Source organism: Micromonospora sp. RTBAU3-60 (assembly GCF_054963695.1).
Map to the genome: position 1 here is coordinate 15,491 of NZ_JBUEGB010000073.1, position 17,533 is coordinate 33,023.

Annotated in this window: 16 protein-coding genes, 1 tRNA gene and 1 other RNA gene; 11 read left to right on the plus strand and 7 right to left on the minus strand. The window is 72.3% G+C overall.

Annotation, left to right across the window (positions count from 1 at the left end):
• Window positions 1-54: 54 nt before the first annotated feature.
• From ACY34I_RS34575 to ACY34I_RS34585, 3 genes are read right to left on the minus strand one after another with little or no spacing between them, the layout of a single operon-like run.
• Window positions 55-549, minus strand: coding sequence for a hypothetical protein (locus tag ACY34I_RS34575; protein WP_462759372.1), 495 nt, complete (start codon window positions 547-549; stop codon window positions 55-57).
• A 32-nt stretch (window positions 550-581) separates the two neighbouring features.
• Window positions 582-1,196 (minus strand): hypothetical protein, encoded by a 615-nt coding sequence (locus ACY34I_RS34580; RefSeq protein WP_462759360.1) that lies wholly within the window; start codon window positions 1,194-1,196, stop codon window positions 582-584.
• Window positions 1,197-1,249: 53 nt separating this feature from the next.
• The gene (locus ACY34I_RS34585) at window positions 1,250-1,768 is read right to left on the minus strand and encodes an ArsR/SmtB family transcription factor (RefSeq protein WP_462759361.1); all 519 of its coding nucleotides are present in this window, start codon (window positions 1,766-1,768) and stop codon (window positions 1,250-1,252) included.
• 82 nt (window positions 1,769-1,850) lie between these two features.
• Between ACY34I_RS34585 and ACY34I_RS34590 the strand changes: the two genes are divergently transcribed.
• A complete protein-coding gene (locus tag ACY34I_RS34590; protein ID WP_462759362.1) occupies window positions 1,851-3,092 on the plus strand; it encodes an MFS transporter in 1,242 nt (413 codons plus the stop codon).
• Window positions 3,093-3,166: 74 nt separating this feature from the next.
• Here the strand turns inward: ACY34I_RS34590 and ACY34I_RS34595 are convergent.
• Window positions 3,167-3,251 (minus strand) — tRNA-Ser (locus ACY34I_RS34595).
• A gap of 81 nt (window positions 3,252-3,332) precedes the next feature.
• On the opposite strand from ACY34I_RS34595, the gene ffs reads away from it, so the two are divergent.
• The 9 genes from ffs to ACY34I_RS34640 all read left to right on the plus strand — a co-directional run bounded on the left by ffs (window position 3,333) and on the right by ACY34I_RS34640 (window position 13,904).
• An RNA gene (gene ffs / locus ACY34I_RS34600) (signal recognition particle sRNA small type) lies at window positions 3,333-3,422 on the plus strand.
• 107 nt (window positions 3,423-3,529) lie between these two features.
• Window positions 3,530-6,250 (plus strand): DNA polymerase III subunit gamma and tau, encoded by a 2,721-nt coding sequence (locus ACY34I_RS34605; RefSeq protein ID WP_462759363.1) that lies wholly within the window; start codon window positions 3,530-3,532, stop codon window positions 6,248-6,250.
• A gap of 108 nt (window positions 6,251-6,358) precedes the next feature.
• Window positions 6,359-6,667 (plus strand): YbaB/EbfC family nucleoid-associated protein, encoded by a 309-nt coding sequence (locus ACY34I_RS34610; protein ID WP_030502117.1) that lies wholly within the window; start codon window positions 6,359-6,361, stop codon window positions 6,665-6,667.
• 8 nt (window positions 6,668-6,675) lie between these two features.
• Window positions 6,676-7,269 carry a recombination mediator RecR gene (gene recR, locus ACY34I_RS34615; protein WP_148793057.1) on the plus strand — a complete coding sequence of 198 codons (594 nt, stop codon included), beginning with the start codon at window positions 6,676-6,678 and terminating at the stop codon, window positions 7,267-7,269.
• Window positions 7,270-7,889: 620 nt separating this feature from the next.
• Window positions 7,890-9,560 (plus strand): ABC transporter substrate-binding protein, encoded by a 1,671-nt coding sequence (locus ACY34I_RS34620; RefSeq protein ID WP_462759364.1) that lies wholly within the window; start codon window positions 7,890-7,892, stop codon window positions 9,558-9,560.
• Between the two features lie 92 nt (window positions 9,561-9,652).
• A complete protein-coding gene (locus tag ACY34I_RS34625; RefSeq protein ID WP_462759365.1) occupies window positions 9,653-10,660 on the plus strand; it encodes an ABC transporter permease in 1,008 nt (335 codons plus the stop codon).
• A gap of 67 nt (window positions 10,661-10,727) precedes the next feature.
• Entirely contained in the window at window positions 10,728-11,768 is a 1,041-nt protein-coding gene (locus tag ACY34I_RS34630) for an ABC transporter permease (protein WP_462759366.1), read from the plus strand.
• Between the two features lie 55 nt (window positions 11,769-11,823).
• Window positions 11,824-12,810 carry an ABC transporter ATP-binding protein gene (locus ACY34I_RS34635; RefSeq protein ID WP_462759367.1) on the plus strand — a complete coding sequence of 329 codons (987 nt, stop codon included), beginning with the start codon at window positions 11,824-11,826 and terminating at the stop codon, window positions 12,808-12,810.
• The gene (locus ACY34I_RS34640) at window positions 12,807-13,904 is read left to right on the plus strand and encodes an ABC transporter ATP-binding protein (protein ID WP_462759368.1); all 1,098 of its coding nucleotides are present in this window, start codon (window positions 12,807-12,809) and stop codon (window positions 13,902-13,904) included. Before ACY34I_RS34635 ends, ACY34I_RS34640 begins: the two co-directional genes overlap by 4 nt.
• A gap of 54 nt (window positions 13,905-13,958) precedes the next feature.
• Here ACY34I_RS34640 and ACY34I_RS34645 read toward each other — a convergent pair whose 3' ends face one another.
• Together ACY34I_RS34645 and ACY34I_RS34650 are read right to left on the minus strand one after the other, a co-directional pair.
• Window positions 13,959-14,348, minus strand: coding sequence for a hypothetical protein (locus ACY34I_RS34645; protein WP_462759369.1), 390 nt, complete (start codon window positions 14,346-14,348; stop codon window positions 13,959-13,961).
• A gap of 76 nt (window positions 14,349-14,424) precedes the next feature.
• The gene (locus ACY34I_RS34650; RefSeq protein WP_462759373.1) at window positions 14,425-15,018 is read right to left on the minus strand and encodes an HNH endonuclease family protein; all 594 of its coding nucleotides are present in this window, start codon (window positions 15,016-15,018) and stop codon (window positions 14,425-14,427) included.
• A 160-nt stretch (window positions 15,019-15,178) separates the two neighbouring features.
• Here ACY34I_RS34650 and ACY34I_RS34655 point away from each other — a divergent pair, with 160 nt between their 5' ends.
• Complete coding sequence (locus ACY34I_RS34655; protein WP_462759370.1) at window positions 15,179-16,660, plus strand: MFS transporter; 1,482 nt, start codon at window positions 15,179-15,181, stop codon at window positions 16,658-16,660.
• 38 nt (window positions 16,661-16,698) lie between these two features.
• Here the strand turns inward: ACY34I_RS34655 and ACY34I_RS34660 are convergent.
• On the minus strand, window positions 16,699-17,533 hold an 835-nt coding region (locus ACY34I_RS34660), incomplete at its 5' end, for an alpha-isopropylmalate synthase regulatory domain-containing protein (protein ID WP_462759371.1).

Genomic DNA, 17,533 nt, shown 5'->3' on the forward strand with positions numbered 1-17,533 from the left:
GGACGAAGCGCCCGGAGCATTCCGGGCGCTTCGTCGTATCTGCGGTCAATCCGGTCAGCAGGGGCCGTAGCCCTCGTCGAAGAGGCGGCGGGCCCAGTCCGCGTACCCGGCGATGATCTTCCGGACCGTGCTGCGGTCGTGGAGGAAGAGGTACGCCCGGTCGCCGTCGCGGGCGAGCAGCCCGTCGAAGCGGTGCGCCCCCTGTGGCGCGGTCAGGTCGACCGCCGCCGGGTACCGCGCGCGCACCTCGCTGATCGGCGTGCCGACGGTGATCCCCTCGGGGGTGCTCATCGGGTCGTCGAACCAGAGCAGGACCAGGCGGTCGTCGACGAAGATCGGGCTGACCGACTCGTGCCCGGCCAGCGTCGGCCCGCACGCCGCCACGTCGGTACGCAGCACCCCGCGCCGGGTCAGTTCCTGCTCGGTGACGCCGAACTCGGCGTTGTGCAGCCCGTCGAGCCCGACCACCTCGGCGGCCCCGACCGGGCGGGCCGGTACGTCCGCCCCCTGTGGACGGACGCCGCTGCCGGCGATCGAGGCGGCCGCCATCAGCGCGGCGATGAATCCGAATTGTCGCAGTCTCATGCACTCCCCCAGTCCCCAACGGGACCGGGGCGCGGAGGTTGCTGGTGCGGTTCGGATTGCCGCAGTTCCCACTCTTCGGCCAGGTCGTCCCAGTAGTCGGCGGACAGGCCGCGCCGGCCGTGCGCCAGCCAGCCGGCCGTGTCGCGCTCCAGGTGCAGGCCCAGCTCGGCGAACGGGTCGATCCAGGGGCCCGGCTCGGCGCCGAGCCGGGCGAGTGCCGCGTTGATCGGCCACTCGGTGCGGGGTCGGTCGAGGCTGTCGTCGAAGCACGGCCCCCAGCTCACCGCGCCGCCCAGCCAGACCACCGCCGACTGGTGGCCCAGCCCGCCGGCGAACGCCGCCTCCAGGTACGCCACCGGCCCCTGCCGCGACCAGCGGGCCAGCAACCGGGTGAGGGCCGGCGAGAGGACGAGCTGGAACGGCTGCGCCGCGGACGGTTCGTCGGTGCGGAAGTCGGGCAGCCGGCCGGTCAGCTCCGTCACGAGCTGCGGGGTGACCGGCAGCAGCGCGAAGTCCTGGCGGAGCGCGGCGAGCACCGCGTGGTCCAGGTCGGCGGTCTGCTCGCGGAGCAGCTCGACGTCGGCGACCACCGCGCTGAGCTGGTAACTCATCCGATCCTCTCGGCGTCCACAGGCTGTGGATGGAACATGTGTACGACGGGCGGTCAGTCGGCGGGCGGCGGGGCGTCGGTCATCGGGAAGGCCATCACCGTGGCGCCCACCCGGACCGTACCGGGGGCGTGCGGGGGCCGGGCGGCGTCGTGCAGTTCGGTCATGATCGCGTGCAGCCGGCGCCGGGCCGCCTCCCACTCCTCGGGGGCGACCCAGAGTTCGGCGTCGATGGTCACGCCGGCCGCGTCCGGGGCCCGGTGTGCCACCCGGTCCAGCAGGTTGCGGGCCAACGACTCGGCGAGCAGCGCCTGCCCCTCCTGCTGGTCGGTGAGCCACGGGCCGCGTACCGCGCGGTAGCGGCGCTCCCGCCCGCCGCGCCGGCTGCGCACGTCGGCCAGTTCCACCAGGCCGGCGGCGTCCAGCCGGCGCAGGTGCTGGCTGGCCAGGGCGTGCGAGATCGCCAGTTCCCGGGCGAGCGCCGCGGCGGAGAGCGGTGCGCTCCACAGCAGCGACAGCATGCGCAGTCGTACCGGATGGGCCAGCGCGCGCAGGCGCGGATCGGTGCTGCTCACGGCCGCCATTGAACCGCATCGGGTGGTCCTGGCCACCCCCAAGCATTGACTTGGGGGTGGCGCGCGGCCAGAATCGGGCGACATGAGCTGGGGTACGGCAGGGGTGCTGCGCAACCGTCCCGCCGGCCTCTACCTGGGCGCCGTGCTGGTCTCCGGCTTCGGCACGGCGGCGATGCTGCTGGTGGCCGCGATCTGGGTCAAGCAGCTGACCGGATCGAGCAGCCTGGCCGGCCTGGTCACCCTCGGCGTCTGGGGGCCCACCCTGGTCGGCCCGTTGATCGGCGTGCTCGCCGACCGGTTCCGTCGCCGGCCCCTGCTGATCGCCCTGCACGTCGCGATGGCGGGGCTGCTGCCGATGCTGCTGCTGGTGGACTCCGCCGGCCGGGTCTGGCTGATCTTCGTGGTGATGCTCGCGTACGGGGTCAGCTTCGTCCTGATCGACTCGGCCGAGGCGGCGCTGGTGCCCGCCGTGGTCCCCGGCGAACTACTCGGCGACTTCAACGGGCTGCGGACGACCGTCAACGAGGGGATGAAGCTGCTCGCCCCGCTGACCGGCGCGGCCCTGTTCGCCGCGTACGGCGGGCCCCCGGTGGTGCTGCTCGACGTGGCCACCTTCGCCCTCGCGGCGCTCGCCCTCACCCTGATCCGGGTACGCGAGGCGCCACCGCCCCCGCCGGAGCGCTGGGGGCGGCAGCTCGCCGACGGGCTGGGGCACCTGCGCCGGCACGCCCCACTGCGGCACCTCGTCACCTGCGCCGGCGCCACCATGCTGCTGATGGGCGTCAACGGCACCGTCGCGTACGCCGTGGTGGACGCCGGCCTGCACCGACCGCCCGAGTTCAACGGCGTGCTCGCCCTGGTGCAGGGCGTGGGGTCGCTGGTCGGCGGGCTGGCCGCCGGGGCGCTGCTGCGCCGCCTCGGTGACCGGCGGCTGACCGCGGCGGCGGTGGCGGTCTTCGCCGCCGGCCTGGCGCTGCGCGCCGTGCCCGCCCTCCTCCCGGTGGCCGTCGGCACCCTGGCCGTCGGGATCGGGGTGCCGCTGGTGCTGATCACCGTCTGGACCGCCGTGCAGCGGGAGACCCCGGGCGCGCTGGTCGGCCGGGTCGCCGCCACGGTCAACACGCTCACCTTCGGCCCCGGCACCGTCGCCGTCCTCGCCGCCGCCGGCCTGCTGGCGTTGGTCGACCACCGGGTGATCCTGCTGATGGCGGCGGCCGGCGCGGGGCTGGTCGCCGGCTGGGCGCTGCGCGGCGCTCGCCCGGCCGCCCCCGCACCCGGCCTGCCCACCTCGGCCCCGGCCGCTGCGGTGAGTGACCGGAGCTGAGGAGCCCGGCCGAGGACCGGCCGGGCAAAAGCCGAAGGGCCGGCCCCGAGCGGGGCCGGCCCTTGCGTCAACGGCGGAGGATACGAGATTCGAACTCGTGAGGGTGTTAACCCAACACGCTTTCCAAGCGTGCGCCCTAGGCCTCTAGGCGAATCCTCCGCGAGCCAGGATACAGGTCTCCGTCGGGCGGGCCACCCCACCACCCCCTGGAGATCGCCCCGGAGTCGGGTACGCTTGGGGCACCTCCCGTGCGGCGGTATCTCGTGAACCTCCCCAGGGCCGGAAGGCAGCAAGGATAAGCGGGCTCTGCCGGGTGCACGGGAGGCCTTTCTGTCTCCGGGTGCCGGTAACGTCCCTGCGGGTCAGGTCACGGGGTGGTGGTTGGTCACCCCCGCCCGACCGGCGCAGAATGGCTCGGTCGAGAGGAGGCGGGACGGGTGGCATTGGCCCTTTACCGCAAGTACCGGCCCCGTACGTTCGCCGAGGTCATCGGTCAGGAGCACGTCACCGAGCCGCTGTCGCAGGCGCTGCGCAGCGGGCGGCTGAACCACGCGTACCTCTTCTCCGGCCCCCGGGGTTGCGGCAAGACCTCCAGCGCCCGCATCCTGGCCCGCTCGCTCAACTGCGAGCAGGGCCCCACGCCCGAGCCCTGCGGCCAGTGTGAGTCCTGCCGCTCGCTGGCCACCGACGGGGCCGGCTCGATCGACGTCATCGAGATCGACGCGGCCAGCCACGGCGGCGTCGACGACGCCCGCGAGCTGCGCGAGAAGGCATTCTTCGCCCCGGCCCGCAGCCGCTTCAAGATCTATGTCATCGACGAGGCGCACATGGTCTCGTCGGCCGGCTTCAACGCCCTGCTCAAGCTGGTCGAGGAGCCCCCGGAGTACGTCAAGTTCATCTTCGCCACCACCGAGCCGGAGAAGGTCCTCGGCACGATCAAGTCGCGGACCCACCACTACCCATTCCGGCTGATCCCGCCCAAGGTGCTGCGCCCCTACCTGGAGCAGCTGACCGAGGCCGAGGGGGTCAAGGTCGAGCCGGCGGTCTTCCCGCTGGTGGTGCGCGCCGGTGGCGGCAGCGCCCGGGACAGCCTCTCCGTGCTCGACCAGCTCATCGCGGGCGCCGGCCCGGAGGGGGTCAGCTACGCCCGGGCCGCCGCGTTGCTCGGCGTCACCGACTCCGCACTGATCGACGAGATGTGCGACGCGCTCGCCGCCGGCGACGGCGCGGCGGCGTACGCCACCGTCGACCGGGTCGCCGAGGCCGGCCACGACCCGCGCCGGTTCGCCTCAGACCTGCTGGAGCGGCTGCGTGACCTGATCGTCATGCAGCAGGTGCCGGACGCCGCCGCCAAGGGCCTGATCGACGGTCCCTCGGACCAGATCGAGCGGATGGCCGCCCAGGCCCAGCGGCTCGGCCAGGCCACCCTGTCCCGGTGCGCCGACATCGTGCACAACGGCCTGGTCGAGATGCGTGGCACGACCGCGCCCCGGCTGCTGCTGGAGCTGATCTGCGCGCGGATGCTGCTGCCCGGCGTGGACGACTCCACCGGTGGCCTGCTCCAGCGCCTCGAACGGATGGAGCGCCGGCTCACCCTGGGCGGCGCCGAACTGCCGTCGGCCGCCGCCGGCCCCGCGCCGGTCGCCCCCGCCCCGGAGGTACGCCCCGAGCCTCCCGCCCCGGCCGCGGCTGCCGCCGCGCCCGACCCGGAGACCGCCGGCACGCCGGCGGCTGCCGGTGCCCCGTCCGGGGTGGCCGCCGCACGGGCCGCCGCCGCGGCCGCCGGGACCCGGTCCGCGACCGCCCCGGGCGTGACCGCCCCGGCTGCGGGCACCCCGCCGACCCCCGCCGTTGGCCCGGCGTCCGGAGGCCCGGCCCCGGGTGGCCCGGCGTCCGGAGGCCCCGCCCGCCGTCCGGCACCGGCCTCGGCGGTGATGTCTGACCCGGCCACCCCCGAGCCGCCGCGTCCCGGCTCCGCCCCGGCCGGCGAGCTGGACGCCGTCGCCGTACGCCGGGTCTGGCCCGAGGTGGTCGGCAAGGTCAACCGGACCAACAAGCGGATCGCCGCGCTGATGCGCGACGCGGTGGTCCGCGAGCTGGACGGCGACACCCTGGTGCTGACCGTGAAGTCGACGGTGCTGGCCAGGATGATGGCCGACCACGCCGCGGTGCTCACCGACGCGCTCTACGAGGAGCTGGGCGGCCGCTGGCAGATCCGCTGCGAGGTGGCCGGTGAGCGCGGTGCCGCCTCGCTCGGCGGCCCGGCGCGTCCCGCCGCCCCCACCCGGCCGGCGCCCGGCGGACAGTCGGACGGTTCGACGGGTCCGGCCGGTGCCCAGGGGAGCCGGTCCGGCGGCTCGGCGGGTTCAGGCGGTGGTTCGGCAGGTCGGCCCGCCGATCCGGGTGGTGCTCCGTCCGGCGGCGTTCGGCCGGATGCCGGCGGCGCCGCGATCGCTGCCGGTGCGCGGAACGGAACCGGTGACTCCCCGGCCGGGGCAGCCCGCGAGGCCGGTGGCCAGGCGGGCGGTCGCGGTGGCGCTGCCGAGGCGGCCGGCGACGACGAGGACTGGCCCGAGCCGGCCCAGCCCGGCGGGGCCGAGGATGCCTGGCCGGAGGCGGCCCGCCCCGGCGGTGCCGTGACCGCCACCGGCGCGGACGACTGGCCCGAGCCGGCCCGGCCGGGGGGCGCCACGACCACCGGGACGGCGGCTCCCGCCGTCCCCAAGCCGGCTGGTCCGCCGACGCCGCCGCAGCCTGCGGCGGGTGCGGCCGGCGGTGCACCGGCGAGCAGCGCGATCGCGGCAGCCCGGGCGGCTGCGGCCGGTGGCGCGCCGGTGAGCAGCGCGATCGCGGCGGCCCGGGCGGCCGCGGCGGCCGCGGCGAGTGGCGGGCCCGGCAAGGGAGCCCGCACGGCGCAGCCCAAGACCGCGGACGCCGACTGGGCGGGTGAACCGCCCTACGACCCGGACTACGACGGGCCGGTGGCCGGTCGCGCGGCGGCCGCGGCTCCCGCCTACGAGGGCTTCGACCCCGGTGACGAGCCGCTGGACGACGTGATCGACGAGCGGACCGCCCGGCAGTCCAGCGAGGAGCAGGCGGTGCAGCTGCTCCGGGAGGCATTCGGCGCGGAGAAGATCGACGAGGTGGACGCGCGCTGAGCGCGGGTCGACCGTCGAGGAGCGGTGCCGCCGCCCGACTAGGCTGGGCGCGGCCGAGTAGACGAGTGCGAGAAGGAGCCATCCGTGCGCCCAGGTGGACAGCCGAACATGCAGCAGATGCTGAAGCAGGCGCAGAAGATGCAGCAGCAGATCGCCAAGGCTCAGGCCGAGCTGGCCGAGGCGGAGCTGACCGGCACCGCGGGCGGTGGCCTGGTCACCGCCACCGTCGCCGGCACCGGTGAGCTGAAGGCGATCAAAATCGACCCGAAGGCGGTCGACCCGGAGGACGTGGAGACCCTGGAGGACCTGGTCGTCGCCGCGGTGCACAACGCCGCCGAGGCGGCCCGGGAGCTGACCGAGAAGAAGATGGGTCCGGTCGCGGGCGGGATGGGCGGCCTCGGCCTGCCCGGGTTCTGAGCCGGCAGATGTACGAGGGTGCCATTCAGGACCTGATCGACGAGCTGGGCCGGCTGCCGGGCGTGGGCCCGAAGAGCGCCCAGCGGATCGCGTTCCACGTCCTGTCGGCGGATCCGGCCGACGTGAACCGGCTGGCCGGTGCGCTGCGCAAGGTCAAGGAGCTGGTGCGGTTCTGCACCACCTGCTTCAACGTGGCCGAGTCGGAGCAGTGCCGGATCTGCCGTGACCCGCGGCGTACCGACGAGGTGCTCTGCGTGGTGGAGGAGCCGAAGGACGTGGTGGCGATCGAGCGGACCGGTGAGTTCCGCGGCCGCTACCACGTGCTGGGCGGGGCGATCAACCCGCTGGAGGGGATCGGCCCGGACAACCTGCGGATCCGCGAGCTGATGACCCGGCTCGGCGGGGGCGCGGTCCGCGAGTTGATCCTCGCCACCGACCCCAACACCGAGGGCGAGGCGACCGCGACGTACCTGGCGTTGATGGTCAAGCCGATGGGGATCGCGGTGACCCGGCTGGCGAGCGGCCTGCCGGTCGGTGGCGACCTGGAGTACGCCGACGAGATCACCCTCGGCCGGGCGTTCGAGGGCCGCCGGGCGGTCTGAGCGACCGCGCACGGCGTGGTGCTGCGTGCGCGGGCCCTGCGGGGGACGCGACAAGGCTGTTGCGACGCTACGAACTTGATGACGTGAACGAGTCAGCCGGCCGACGGGCGGGCGATCCATTCACGTCATCAAGTTCGTAGGCACCGGAGGAGTGGACCGGAACCCCTCGCCGCAGGGGCGGAGTCATGCGCGCGGGCGCGGTAGCCCGGCCTCGGAACAGCAGCCCGCGCTCCTCATCGGTCATCTCCACCGCACGCCGGCTGTAGAAGGCTTCGAGTGGTCCTCGCCGAGTCGGGCCCCGTCGCCATCGGCCGCAGGTATTCGCGCGTCCAGCTCCGGGCGGCACCGATGGTGCGGTACCCGGAATGTGGGACGAGAGCCGTTCAACACCGCGCCGGGCGATGGGGCCGATTTGCAGGGATACGCCCGATCCCATCATCTGCTCACGACTGTGACAGTCCTGTTTGTCGCGAGATCGGTCGCTGTCAGACCGGCGGCTTGGTGTCGGCTTGATAGAGATTGCCTAACGGGCGTTCCGCTTCTGTGTGTCGTGTCATAGCCTCCCGCACACGGACTGAGCCACAACTTCGGCGTGGACAGGCGCATGACAGAGGTGAGAGATGCAGGCGAGCAGGCGTAAAGCGGCCGTGGCCCTCGCGGCCGCAGCCGCTCTGGCGGTCGGGGCGTCCGGCTGCGCCAAGAGCGAGCGCGACGGTGACAGCGGTGGGGCCAAGACTGGCGGCACCTTCGTCTTCGCGGGTGCCGGTGACCCGAAGAACTTCGACCCGATCTTCAACGACGACGGCGAGTCCTTCCGCCCCATCCGGCAGATGTTCGACACCCTGGTCACGCACAAGCCGGGCACGGCGGACCTGGTGGGCGGCCTGGCGGAGAGTTGGGAGCACGACGCCGAGGGTAAGGTCTGGACCTTCAAGCTCCGCAAGGGCGTGAAGTTCCACGACGGCACCGCGTTCAACGCCGCGGCGGTCTGCTTCAACTTCGACCGCTGGTACAACATGAAGGGCGCCGCGGCCCAGGCGAACATGATCTACTACATGGACGTCTTCGGCGGTTTCGCCAACAACGAGGTTGAGGGCGCCGGCAAGCCGCTCTACAACAAGTGCGAGGCCAAGGACGACAACACCGCCGTCCTCACCCTCAACCAGTACAAGGGTGCCTTCCCCGGCGCCTTCGCGCTGACCTCGCTGTCGATCGCCAGCCCGGACGCGCTGAAGAAGTACGACGCCGACACGGTCAAGCAGAACGGCGACTCCTTCGCGTACAGCGCCTTCGCCACCGAGCACCCGGTCGGCACCGGCCCGTTCACCTTCGGTGGCTGGGACAAGGCCAAGGGTGAGATCACCCTGAACCGGAACCCCGACTACTACGGCGACAAGGCCAAGGTCGACAAGCTGATCATCAAGGTCATCAAGGACGAGAACACCCGTAAGCAGGAGCTGCGGGCCGGCACCGTCCAGGGCATCGACTTCCCGGCCCCGTCCGACCGTAAGGCGCTGGAGGGTGAGGGCTTCAACGTCATCAACCGCCCGGCGTTCAACATCCTCTACCTGGGCATCAACCAGAAGAACCCGAAGCTGAAGGACCTGCGGGTGCGTCAGGCCATCGCCTACGCCCTCAACCGTCAGCAGCTCGTCCAGACCAAGGGCCCGGGTGGCACCAAGGTCGCCGACGAGTTCATGCCGGACACCGTGCTCGGCTACGCCCCGGACGTGCAGAAGTACGACTACAACCCGGAGAAGGCCAAGCAGCTCCTCAAGGAGGCGGGCGCCGAGGGTCTGACGCTCAACTTCTACTACCCGACCGACGTCTCCCGGCCGTACATGCCGAACCCGCAGGAGATCTTCACCGTCCTCGCCAACGACCTGCAGGCCGTCGGCATCAAGGTCAACGGTGTGCCGCGCCCGTGGAACGGTGGCTTCAAGGACGACGTGCAGACCTTCGGCAAGCAGGACCTGCACATCCTCGGCTGGACCGGTGACTACAACGACCCGGGCAACTTCGTCGGGACGTTCTTCGGTCGCGCCAAGGTCGAGTTCGGTGACCAGGGGATGACCGAGATGTTCGACGCCATCACCAAGGCTGACGGCACGGTCGACGAGGCCGGCAAGAAGGCCGCCTGGGAGCAGGTCAACCGCGACATCGCCGCCAAGTGGCTGCCGGCCGTGCCGGTCTGGCACGCCCCGCCGGCCATCGTGGTCACCAAGGACGTCAAGGGCCTGGTGGCCAGCCCGCTGACCGACGAGCGGTTCAACAGCGTCAGCGTCGGCTGACACCGCCACTGACGCCGTACGCGGAATCGGCCCGGGCCGGGCTTCCCCGGCCCGGGCCGACCCGCTGTTATCGAGAATCTGGTGTGTGAGAGATGTTGCGAGTCATAGTCCGCCGCCTGCTCCAGCTGGTGGTGACCCTGATAGCGCTGTCCGCGCTGATCTTCATCTGGCTGCGGAACCTGCCCGGCGGCCCGGTCGACGCGCTGCTCGGCGAGCGGGCCACCCCGGAGACCCGCGCCCTGCTGACCAAGGCGCTGGGCTATGACCAGCCGATTCTGGTGCAGTACGCCAAGTTCATGCAGCGGGTGCTGACTGGCGACTTCGGCAACTCGATCCGGACCGGCGACGCGGTCACCGACGTGATCGGCCGGGCCTTCCCGGCCACCATCGAGCTGGCCGTGGCCGCCATGATCATCGCTATCGGACTCGGCGTCCCGCTCGGCTATCTCGCCGCCCGCTACCGGGGTCGCCTGCTGGACAACCTGAGCATCGCCGGCACCCTGCTCGGCATCTCGATCCCGATCTTCTTCCTGGGCTACCTGCTCAAGGATGTCTTCACCCAGAACATCCACTGGTTCCCGCCCTCCGGTCGGATCAGCACCGGGGTGGACAACACCAACGTCACCGGGTTCTTCCTCCTCGACAGCTTGCTCACCCGGGAGTTCGACGCCACCGCCGACGCGCTGTGGCACCTGATCCTGCCGGCGTTCACCCTGGCCACCATCCCGTTGGCGGTGATCGTCCGGATGACCCGGGCCAGCGTGCTGGACGTGCTCAACGAGGACTACGTCCGCACCGCGGAGGCGAAGGGCCTGCGGCACAAGACCATCCGGGGCCGGCACATCCTGCGCAACGCCCTGCTGCCCGTGGTCACCACCATCGGCTTGCAGACCGGCTCGCTGCTCTCCGGCGCGGTGCTCACCGAGAAGGTCTACAACTGGGGCGGCCTGGGCACGCTGATCACCGACTCGATCAGCGGCGGCCGCGACTACCCCGTGCTGCAGGCGCTGATCCTGCTGGCCGCGCTGGTCTTCGTGGTGGTCAACCTCCTGGTCGACCTCTCCTACGCCGTCATCGACCCGAGGGTGCGTGTGCGGTGAGCGAGCGAATCATCAGGCACAGTGTGGCGGAGCCTCGTGCTGCCGCCGAGCGAAGCGAGGTGGCCGCATGAGCGACCCGATCACCCGGCCCGGGGTGGCCGCCCCCCGCGACGGCGCCGACCCAACCGGCACCGGTGAACGGCCGGCGAGCGCGACCGAGCGCGGCATCGGCCGGCTCGGCGACCGGAAGAAGGCGCGGCTGGACGAGCTGGCCCGCGCCAGCGCCGACAAGGGCGGCGTGAGCCTCGTCCGGGACGCCTTTCGCCGGCTGCGGCGTAACCCGGTCGCCATGTTCGGCGCCGCCATCGTCGCGGTGTTCATCCTGGTGGCGATCTTCGCGCCGCTGCTCGCGCCGCACGACCCGATGCGGGTTTTTGATGAACTGACGAAGAATCTGACTGCCGAGTCCATCCCCGGCGCGACCGACGGCTTCCCGCTCGGTTCCGACCCGCTGGGCCGTGACTTCCTGTCCCGGCTCATCTACGGCAGCCGGCAGACCCTCTTCGTCGGCGTGTTCGCCACGCTGATCGGGCTGGCGCTCGGGGTGCTGATCGGCGCCGTCGCCGGCGCCTTCGGCGGCTGGGTCGACAACCTCCTGATGCGTCTCACCGACGTGATGCTGGCTCTGCCGGCCCTGCTGCTGGCGATCACCCTGGTCGCCCTGGCCAGCCGGTCCAGCCAGTGGACGGTGATCCTCGCGGTGGCCATCGTCAACGTGCCGATCTTCGCCCGGCTGCTGCGCGGCTCGATGCTGGCCCAGCGGGAGAGCGACCACGTGCTGGCCGCCCGGGCACTCGGCGTGAAGCAGCGGTCCATCGTGCTGCGGCACATGCTGCCCAACGCGATGACCGCGGTGATCGTGCAGGCCACGCTGACCCTCTCCACCGCGATCCTGGAAGCCGCCTCGCTCTCCTTCCTCGGTCTCGGCGACCCGGACATCAACCGGGCGGAATGGGGCGCGATGCTCGGCAACGACGGCATCCGCTACTTCGAGGTACGGCCCGAGCTGGCCTACTACCCGGCGTTGGCGATCATCGTGGTCGCGCTCGGCTTCACCCTGCTGGGTGAGGGCATGCGCGATGCGATCGACCCGAAGAACCGGCGGTGACGGCGATGCGTGGGACCAGCACGACCGCCGCCGATCGGCGAGAGGAAGTGACCCGATGAGCCTGCTCGACGTACGCGATCTGAGCGTCGTGTTCCAGCGTCGCGGTGAGCGGCCGTTCACCGCGGTCGACAAGGTCAGCTTCAGCGTGGAGCCGGGGCAGACCGTGGGCCTGGTCGGCGAGTCCGGCTGCGGCAAGAGCGTGACCAGCCTGGCGATCATGGGTCTGCTGCCCCGGCGGGGCAACAAGGTCACCGGGGAAGTGTTCTTCGACGGTGCCGACCTGCTCCAGCTCCGTCCGGACGACATGCGGGACCGGCGCGGCCGGGACATCGGCATGATCTTCCAGGACCCGCTCTCCTCGCTGAACCCGGTCGTGCCGATCGGCGTCCAGGTGGCGGAGGTGCTCGAGCGGCACCGCGGCATGGACCGCAAGGCGGCGCTGAAGGAGGCCCGGGAGCTGCTCGACGCGGTCGGCATCCCCGACCCGACCCGGCGGCTCAAGGAGTATCCGCACCAGATCTCCGGCGGCATGCGGCAGCGCGCCCTGATCGCCATCGCGCTGGCCTGCAAGCCGCGGCTGCTGATCGCCGATGAGCCGACCACCGCGCTGGACGTGACCATCCAGGCGCAGATCCTCACCCTGCTCAAGCAGCTCGTCGACGAGACCGGGACCGCGCTCATCATGATCACGCACGACCTGGGCGTGGTGGCCGGCCTCTGCGACACGGTCAACGTGCTCTACGGCGGCAAGGTGGTCGAGCGGGCCGCCCGGCACGAGCTGTTCGCCCGGCCGCGGCACCCGTACACGCACGGGCTGCTCAACTCGGTGCCGCGGCTGGACGCGCCGCGGGGCGAGCGGCTGCACGCCATCCGCGGCTCGGTGGCCGACAACATTCCGTGGGCCGAGGGGTGCGCCTTCGCCCCCCGCTGCGACAACGTGGTGGACGCCTGCCTGGAGGGGACGCCTCCGCTCGAACCCACCGCCACCGGCGGCGACCTGCGCTGCAACAACCCCGTTTCCGAGGAGGTGGCGGTGCCGTGACCGAGCGGACCGGACCACTGGTCGAACTGCGCGACGTCAAGGTCCACTTCCCGATCAAGAGCGGCGTGCTGATCGACCGCACCGTCGGCTACGTGTACGCCGTCGACGGCGTCTCACTGTCGATCAACAAGGGTGAGACGTACGGGCTGGTGGGTGAGTCGGGGTGTGGCAAGTCCACGCTCGGCCGGGGCCTGTTGCGGCTGGTCGAGCCGACCGCCGGGGAGATCGTCTTCGACGGCACCGACATCCGCTCGCTCAAGGGCGAGACGATGCGCCGGGCCCGCCGCCGGATGCAGATGATCTTCCAGGACCCGCTGTCCAGCCTGGACCCGCGGCAGTCGGTGGAGTCGCTGCTGGTCGAGGGGCTCAAGGCGCACGGCCTGGCCGGCGACAAGGCGGCCACGGCCAAGAAGCTGCGGGAGGCGCTGGCCGCGGTCGGCCTGCCCGCCTCCGCGCTGAGCAAGTACCCGCACGAGTTCTCCGGCGGCCAGCGGCAGCGGATCGGCATCGCCCGGGCGCTGGTGCTCGACCCGGACCTGATCGTCGCCGACGAGCCGGTGTCCGCGCTGGACGTGTCGATCCAGGCGCAGGTGCTCAACCTGCTGGAGGACCTGCAGAACGAGCGCGGCCTGACGTACCTGATCATCGCCCACGACCTGGCGGTGGTCCGGCACATCGCCGACACGGTCGGGGTGATGTACCTCGGTGGCCTGGTGGAGGAGGCGTCCAGTGACGACCTCTACCGCGAGCCGATGCACCCGTACACCAGGGCGCTGATGTCGGCGGTGCCGGTGCCGGACCCGGTGACGGAGGACCGCCGCGAGCGGATCCTGCTCGCCGGTGACCTGCCCTCGCCGAGCAACCCGCCGGCCGGCTGCCGGTTCCACACCCGCTGCCCGTGGGCCCAGCCGACCCGCTGCGCCGAGGAGCGGCCGGCGCTGCGCGAGGTGCTCAGCGGACACCGGGTGGCCTGCCACTACGCCGAGGACATCGCCGCCGGCCGGATCCGGCCGCACGAGGTGGAGCCGGAGCTGGTCCGGCCGGACGAGGGCGCGGCGCCGGGCGATCCCGGCGAGCTGATCCCGACCCCGTGACCACGGCACGAGGCCCCTTCCCCGGACGGGGGAGGGGCCTCGTCGTCGGTGCGGTCAGCCCTCCGGGCGGTTGAGCAGGGCCACCGCGATGGTGTGCACGGTGTCCAGCCCGGCCGGATCGGCCAGCGGCGCCCGGCCACCGGTCACCGCGTACCACTCGTCGGCGTCCTTGTACTGCACGGACAGGGTGACCTGGCCGTCGGCCTGCGCGGTGCGCAGGGTCAGCTCGCCGGTCACCACGCCGACCTCGTCGGTCATCACCCCGCCGGGCCCGGCGGTGATGTCGGTGACCCGCTGCTGCGGCCCGGCCGGCGCGCCACCGGTGGGAGTGCCCGGGACCGTGTCGGCGGACATGCCCGCCCCGGAGACGTCGGCGGGAGCGGACGAAGCACCGTCCGCGGACATCCCGGCCGCGGCCGGCCCGGTCGCCGAACCCTCGGTCATGCCGGCACTCCGCTCCGCTGCGTGCCGGCATGAGGCACCAGCGCGCTGCAGTGATGATTCGCTCGCTGACGCTCGCTCATTTGCAGCCCTCCAACATGTCGGTGATGGCGGCCTTCTCGGCGGTGGTCACCGTCAGCCGCCAGTAGTGCTTGACCGTCACCCAGTCAGCGGCGTACTGGCACCAGTAAGACCGGTTCGCCGGCTTCCACTGGGACGGGTCCTGGTCACCCTTTGCCCGATTGGAGCGCGCGGAAACCGCCACGAGCTGCGGCCGGGTCAGGTCGTTGGCGAAGTCGCCGCGCTTCGAGTCGTCCCACTTGTCCGCGCCCGAGCGCCAGGCGTTGGCCAGCGGCACCACGTGGTCGATGTCCACGTCGGTCGGGTCGGTCAGGACCTGCCCGTCGTACCGGCTCTCCCACTGGCCGCCGACCACGTTGCACCCGGAGAGCTCGATGCTCTCCCCGTCCCGTTGCAGCACGCTGTCCCGCACGTCGCAGTTCTTGCCGGTGTCCCGCCAGTGCGGGAAGCGGGACCGGCTGTAGCCCTTCATCGACCCGGCGGCAGCGACCGTCAACTGATCCAGCTGCTGGATGACGTTGCCGGCGTCGCTCGGCGTCGACTCCGGCTCGTCGACCACCGGCACGCAACCCGCCGCGCCGAGGGCGAGCATCGCGGCGGCCGCGGCCACCAGCCCGGCCCGGACTCCTGCTCTCGTACGCACAGACGACACCTCTCCAGCTTGCGGGCTCCCGGCGAGTCCGCACAGTACCCCGGGAAGGGTTTCTGTGATTAGTGACGTCGGGCGGTGGTGCCGGGCAGAGTGGATACCCATGACGGCACCCGCTCCCGCGCTCCGGATCAACACCGCCGCCGGGCGCGGCACCCTGCTCGCCGCGGTCCTCGCCTCCGGGATGGTGTTCCTGGACGCCACGGTGGTCAACGTGGCGCTGCCCCGGCTCGGCGCGGAGCTCAAGGCCACCGTGGCCGATCTCCAGTGGACCGTCAACGGCTACCTGCTGGTGCTGGCCGCATTCGTGCTGCTCGGCGGCGCGCTCGGCGACCGGTTCGGCCGGCGGCGGGTCTTCCTGCTCGGCGTGGTCTGGTTCGCGGCGGCGTCCGTGCTCTGCGGACTGTCCCAGGGCACCGGCTGGCTGATCGTGGCCCGGTTCCTGCAGGGCGCCGGTGGGGCGCTGCTCACCCCGGGCTCCCTCTCCGTGCTCCAGTCCAGCTTCCACCCCGACGACCGGGGACGGGCGATCGGCACCTGGTCCGGGCTCTCCGGCGTCTCGACGGCGCTTGGCCCGTTCCTCGGCGGGTGGCTGATCGACGCGCTCTCCTGGCGGTGGATCTTCTTCATCAACCTGCCGCTGGCGGTGGCGGTGGTGCTCGCCACGCTGCGGTGGGTGCCGGAGAGCCGGGACGTGGATGTCTCGCGTACCGGGGCGGGACGGCGGTTCGACGTGGTCGGGGCGTTGCTCGGCGCGCTGGCCCTGGGCGGCGTCACGTACGCCCTGATCGACGCCCGGACGGGCGGCGCCACCTCCCCCGCGGTGCTGGCGGCGGTGCTGGTCGGGGTGCTCGCCGCGGTGATCTTCGTGCTGTTCGAACGGCGGCGCGGCGAGGCCGCGATGCTGCCCACCGGGCTCTTCACCAGCCGGCTCTTCTCGGTGCTGAACGTCTACACCGTGGTCGTGTACGCGGCCCTCGGCGGCTTCACCTTCTTCCTCTCCGTCTACCTGCAGAACGGGGTGGGCTGGTCGGCGATGCTCACCGGGCTGGCCACCGTGCCGGTGACGGCGTCGCTGCTGATCGGCTCGCCCCGGGCCGGGGCGCTGTCCGCCCGGATCGGTCCCCGGCTGCCGCTCACCGTCGGCCCGGTGATCGCCGCGGTCGGCCTGGTGCTGCTGCGGCGGATCCGGCCGGGCGCGTCGTACTGGGTGGATGTGCTGCCCGGGGTGGTCCTGTTCGGCGTGGGCCTGACCCTGGTGGTGGCCCCGCTGACCGCCTCGGTGCTGGCGGCGGTGGCGGACCGGTTCGCCGGGGTGGCGAGCGGCTTCAACAATGCCGCCTCGCGGGTCGGGAACCTGCTGGCGGTGGCCGCGCTGCCGCTGGTCGTCGGCCTCTCCGGCACGGGGTACGAGCAGAAGGGCGCGCTGACCGGCGCGTTCCGCGGGGCGATGCTCTGGTGTGCCGGCCTGCTGCTGGTCGGGGCCGCGATGGCCGGGCTGCTGATCCACCGCCCGGCCCGGAAGGCGCCCGGCGCTCAGCCGTGCCCCTCGCTGCCCGCCTCGACCCCGCCCGACAAGCGGTAGCGCGGCGCCCGGCACAGGGCCGGGCGCCGCCGGGCGACTCAGGCACGGGCGCGGTTGACCGCGCTGGTGACCGCCTTCACCGAGGCGGTCACGATGTTCGGGTCCACCCCGACGCCCCAGACCGTGCGGCCGTCCACCTCGCACTCCACGTACGCGGCGGCCTGCGCGTCCCCGCCGGAGGAGAGCGCGTGCTCGTGGTAGTCGAGCACCCGTACCGCCACGCCCAGGGACTGCAACGCGTTGACGTACGCGTCGATCGGGCCGTTGCCGACCGCGGTGAGCGGGCGGACCTCGCCGCCGAAGCCCACCTGGGCCTCGATCTCGACCTTGCCGTCGGCGGTGCCGATGGCGTAGCTGGTCAGGGCGACCGCCGGGTCGACCTGGTGGTCGACCAGGTAGTTGCGGGCGAAGATCTCCCACATGGTGCCCGGCTCGACCTCGCCGCCGTCGTGGTCGGTGACCTGCTGAACCACGCCGGAGAACTCGATCTGGAGGCGGCGCGGCAGGTCGAGCTGGTGCTCGCTCTTCATGATGTACGCGACGCCGCCCTTGCCGGACTGCGAGTTGACCCGGATGACCGCCTCGTAGGTGCGGCCCAGGTCCTTGGGGTCGATCGGCAGGTACGGCACGGCCCAGGTGAACTCGTCCACCGGCACGCCGGCCGCGGCGGCGTCGACGTGCAGGGCGTCGAAGCCCTTCTTGATCGCGTCCTGGTGGGAACCGGAGAAGGCGGTGTAGACCAGGTCGCCGGCGTAGGGGTGCCGTTCGTGTACCGGCAGTTGGTTGCAGTATTCGACGGCCCGTTTGATCTCGTCGATGTTGGAGAAGTCGATCATCGGGTCGATGCCCTGGGAGAACAGGTTCAGCCCGAGC

Excerpts from the sequence above, each read along its gene's own strand:
- ACY34I_RS34575 (WP_462759372.1), bottom strand. The coding sequence starts at position 549 with ATGGCGGCCGCCTCGATCGCCGGCAGCGGCGTCCGTCCACAGGGGGCG.
- ACY34I_RS34580 (WP_462759360.1), bottom strand. The coding sequence starts at position 1,196 with ATGAGTTACCAGCTCAGCGCGGTGGTCGCCGACGTCGAGCTGCTCCGC.
- ACY34I_RS34590 (WP_462759362.1), top strand. The coding sequence starts at position 1,851 with ATGAGCTGGGGTACGGCAGGGGTGCTGCGCAACCGTCCCGCCGGCCTC.
- ACY34I_RS34610 (WP_030502117.1), top strand. The coding sequence starts at position 6,359 with ATGCAGCAGATGCTGAAGCAGGCGCAGAAGATGCAGCAGCAGATCGCC.
- recR (WP_148793057.1), top strand. The coding sequence starts at position 6,676 with ATGTACGAGGGTGCCATTCAGGACCTGATCGACGAGCTGGGCCGGCTG.
- ACY34I_RS34620 (WP_462759364.1), top strand. The coding sequence starts at position 7,890 with ATGCAGGCGAGCAGGCGTAAAGCGGCCGTGGCCCTCGCGGCCGCAGCC.
- ACY34I_RS34625 (WP_462759365.1), top strand. The coding sequence starts at position 9,653 with ATGTTGCGAGTCATAGTCCGCCGCCTGCTCCAGCTGGTGGTGACCCTG.
- ACY34I_RS34630 (WP_462759366.1), top strand. The coding sequence starts at position 10,728 with ATGAGCGACCCGATCACCCGGCCCGGGGTGGCCGCCCCCCGCGACGGC.
- ACY34I_RS34635 (WP_462759367.1), top strand. The coding sequence starts at position 11,824 with ATGAGCCTGCTCGACGTACGCGATCTGAGCGTCGTGTTCCAGCGTCGC.
- ACY34I_RS34645 (WP_462759369.1), bottom strand. The coding sequence starts at position 14,348 with ATGACCGAGGGTTCGGCGACCGGGCCGGCCGCGGCCGGGATGTCCGCG.
- ACY34I_RS34650 (WP_462759373.1), bottom strand. The coding sequence starts at position 15,018 with ATGCTCGCCCTCGGCGCGGCGGGTTGCGTGCCGGTGGTCGACGAGCCG.
- ACY34I_RS34655 (WP_462759370.1), top strand. The coding sequence starts at position 15,179 with ATGACGGCACCCGCTCCCGCGCTCCGGATCAACACCGCCGCCGGGCGC.